Source organism: Staphylococcus ureilyticus (assembly GCF_002902235.1).
In the GTDB taxonomy this organism is placed as follows: Bacteria; Bacillota; Bacilli; order Staphylococcales; family Staphylococcaceae; genus Staphylococcus; species Staphylococcus ureilyticus.
This window is the reverse complement of the sequence record NZ_PPRL01000093.1, coordinates 1-4,031: the sequence shown is the minus strand read 5'-3', so window position 1 is coordinate 4,031 and position 4,031 is coordinate 1. Positions and strand designations below refer to the sequence as shown.

Here is a 4,031-nt window from a genome sequence, read left to right as displayed (position 1 = left end):
CGAAACATCACTCGCTTATCTTTTCATTACATTCATTATTATATATTAAGCCATAACATGTATTGAATTTTTAATAATAACAATAATTTTGCTATTAATTTACGTTATTTTAAACCAAAAAAAAGACCACTGATGAGTCAGTGATCTTATGCTGATAATACCTTACGGCCTTTACGACGACGACGCGCTAAAACTTTACGACCGTTTTTTGTGCTCATGCGTTTTCTGAAACCATGAACTTTACTATGTTTACGTTTATTTGGTTGATAAGTACGTTTTACCATGCAAAAACACCTCCATCTGTATTCGGTTATCTAATTATTATAATAGATAAATTAATATAAGCTTTTTGCTTCAAGTCTTGATTTAATATTATTAATTTCTAGTCATAATTCAAGCAACTACTACAATATAACAAAATCTTTTTTATAAAGCAAGCATCAATTTCAAGCATATTTTCATCTTGCTAATAATACAAATCAGCACTTGATACTTTAAAACTGTATTGATAAATACATCTATTAATATAGTAGATTCACCTTAGCATATAAATATTTTTCGCTTCAAATCTATCGATTTTTCAATTATACAAATTTCATACACTTTTATAAATTATTTCCCAAAACCACAAATTGGTTATTTTTTGATATACTATTCATTCTTGTAAGTTATCCACTTATTCACAGATATACACGCTTATTTTGTGGATAATATTCCATCTATACACAGGTTTATTGACGATTTAACAACATATTCACATCCATTTGACAGAGGTGTTTGTTAAAAAGTATAATTGTGTGGATAAGTTATGTAAATATTGATAAATAAGGGATTAATTTATAAAAATATATCCTAAATGGTTGTGTATAACTTATAATTCACTGTGAGTTATCCACTGAATGTGTGTAACTTGTGGATAATTATTAACAGCTTGTGATTATGTTTATTCACACATGTTATTTCTGTGTATAACTTTTAAAATATAGAAAGTTGGAGTTTGCTATTATGTCAGAACAAGAAATTTGGGAAAACGTTTTAACTTTAGCTCAAGAAAAAGTCAGCTATCCTAGCTATCAAACTTTTTTGAAAGATACAAAACTTTATTCGTTGCAAAATGATGAAGCTATTGTAGTCATTGACGATCCCTTTGTAGCTAATTGGTTAAAGACACATTATGTTGAAATCGTACAATCTGCATTATATGAAGCTATTGGTCATGAAATTACGCCAGTATTTTACTCTGAAGATGAATTAGAAAGTTTAAAATCTGAAAAAAAGCAAGATGCTAATCAGAGTACTGATGAAAAAGAGATAGATCTTGATACAGTGGATGTAGCGAAAATGGGTGATGAACAATTCAATATCAATAATACATTTGAAACATTCGTCATCGGCCCCGGAAACAGATTCCCACATGCTGCAAGTTTAGCTGTAGCTGAAGCACCAGCCCAAGCATATAACCCATTATTTATATATGGTGGTGTGGGATTAGGTAAAACCCATCTAATGCATGCTATTGGCCATTATGTATTAGATAATAATCCAGATGCCAAAGTAATCTATACATCTAGTGAAAAATTTACTAATGAATTCATTAAATCTATCCGAGACAATAAAACTGAACGTTTTAGAGAAAAATATCGTAATATCGATGTGCTCTTAATAGATGATATACAATTTATTCAAAACAAAGAACAAACTCAAGAAGAATTTTTCCATACATTTAATGATTTACATCAAGCGAATAAGCAAATTGTTATTTCTAGTGATAGACCACCTAAAGAAATTGCTAAATTAGAAGACAGATTACGTTCTCGCTTTGAATGGGGATTAATAGTAGACATTACTCCACCGGATTACGAAACAAGAATGGCAATTTTACAGAAAAAAATTGGTGAAGAAAATATAAATATTCCTACTGAAGCCCTGACGTATATCGCTAATCAAATACAATCTAATATACGTGAACTTGAAGGTGCACTTAATCGCGTATTAGCCTTTTCAAAATTACAAGGACAACCGATCACAACTGAATTAACAGCAGCTGCGCTAAAAGATATCATCCAAGCACCTAAATCTAAAAAAATTACTATACAAGATATCCAAAAAGTTGTTGGAGAATACTATAGTGTGAGAATAGAAGACTTTAGTGCCAAAAAGCGTACAAAATCAATTGCATATCCACGTCAAATTGCAATGTATTTATCACGTGAATTAACCGACTTCTCACTACCTAAAATCGGGGAAGAGTTTGGTGGACGTGATCATACTACTGTTATTCATGCACATGAAAAAATTGTGAAGGATATCAATAATGATCCGACATTTAAACAAGAAGTCGAAAATCTTGAAAAAGAAATTAGAAACCAATAAAACAATCTGTACTATAACAGATTAATGAATCAATTTAGAGGTATAACAAAATAACTTATTTTTTAACTTTGTGGACAATGTGCAAAAGTAGTACACACTGTGCACAAGTTATCCACAGTCGTCAAACAATGACATGATTGTATTAATTTGAGTTATCCCCTAATCCACAAGCCCTACTACTATTACTACGGGTTTAAAACCTATATAATTATTATATAAACGACTGGAAGGAGTTTAAAAATGGAATTTACAATTAGAAGAGATTATTTTATAAATCAATTAAATGACACATTAAAAGCAATCTCCCCAAGAACTACATTACCGATACTAACGGGTATAAAAATTGAAGTTAAAAACAATGAAGTCATACTTACTGGTTCAGATTCAGAAATCTCAATAGAAATTACAATTCCTAAACAAGTAGATGGAGAAGACATTATTGAAGTTGCAGAAACTGGTTCAGTTGTACTCCCTGGTCGTTTCTTTGTAGATATTATTAAAAAACTACCAGGAAAAGAAGTTAAATTATCAACAAATGAACAATTCCAAACTTTAATAACTTCTGGACATTCAGAATTTAATTTAAGTGGTTTAGATCCAGATCAATATCCTTTATTACCACAAGTTTCACGTGATGATGCGATTCAATTATCTGTAAAAGTCCTTAAAAACGTGATAGCACAAACAAATTTCGCAGTGTCCACCTCAGAAACACGCCCAGTACTCACTGGTGTTAACTGGCTTATACAGGATAATGAATTAATATGCACAGCGACTGACTCACACCGCTTAGCTGTGCGAAAAGTAGCTTTAGAAGATGAATCTGAAAATAAAAATGTCATTATTCCAGGTAAAGCTTTAGCAGAATTAAATAAAATTATGTCAGATAGTGAAGAAGATATCGATATTTTCTTTGCTTCAAACCAAGTGCTATTTAAAGTCGGAAATATAAACTTTATATCACGTCTCTTAGAAGGTCACTATCCAGATACTTCACGTTTATTCCCAGAAAACTATGAAATTAAAATAGGCATTGATAACGGAGATTTCTATCATGCTATTGATCGTGCCTCTCTATTAGCACGTGAAGGTGGAAACAATGTTATTAAATTAAGTACAGGTAATGAATTAGTTGAATTATCCTCTACATCACCAGAAATCGGTACTGTAAAAGAAGAAGTAAAAGCGGATAACGTTGATGGTGGCAATTTAAAAATTTCATTCAACTCTAAGTATATGATGGATGCACTAAAAGCAATCGATAACGATGAAGTGGAAGTTGAGTTCTTTGGTACGATGAAACCATTTATTTTAAAACCAAAAGATGATGATTCAGTTACACAATTAATTTTACCAATCAGAACATATTAAACTTTTGTTTAAAGAGATAGAACCTGAGACAAATTGATGTCTCGGGTTTTTATAATATGGATATTTAAAGCATAGTGAGACAACTTAAGTAGAAAAGGTCAGAATTTTATCTTGTCTTAAACTCTGTCACATTTAAATCATTGTCTCACTCTTTTTTTAGAAGTAATTTTATAAAATGAAACGTGTATATTGATAAAGATATATTAATAATAAATATTCAAAGATACGTACAAGCTACTTAGAGCTTAAATATAAGCAACTTAAACTTTTTTAGACTTATGATACCT

3 protein-coding genes are annotated in these 4,031 nt (G+C 30.5%); 2 read left to right on the top strand and 1 reads right to left on the bottom strand.

What is annotated here, in order from left to right; translation table 11 throughout:
- Positions 1–146 precede the first annotated feature (146 nt).
- Positions 147–284 carry a 50S ribosomal protein L34 gene (gene rpmH / locus CD150_RS09975; RefSeq protein WP_000240855.1) on the bottom strand — a complete coding sequence of 46 codons (138 nt, stop codon included), beginning with the start codon at positions 282–284 and terminating at the stop codon, positions 147–149.
- A 721-nt stretch (positions 285–1,005) separates the two neighbouring features.
- Here rpmH and dnaA point away from each other — a divergent pair.
- Positions 1,006–2,373 (top strand): chromosomal replication initiator protein DnaA, encoded by a 1,368-nt coding sequence (gene dnaA / locus CD150_RS09970; protein ID WP_046207172.1) that lies wholly within the window; start codon positions 1,006–1,008, stop codon positions 2,371–2,373.
- 240 nt (positions 2,374–2,613) lie between these two features.
- The gene (gene dnaN, locus CD150_RS09965) at positions 2,614–3,744 is read left to right on the top strand and encodes a DNA polymerase III subunit beta (protein WP_046207173.1); all 1,131 of its coding nucleotides are present in this window, start codon (positions 2,614–2,616) and stop codon (positions 3,742–3,744) included.
- Positions 3,745–4,031 lie beyond the last annotated feature (287 nt).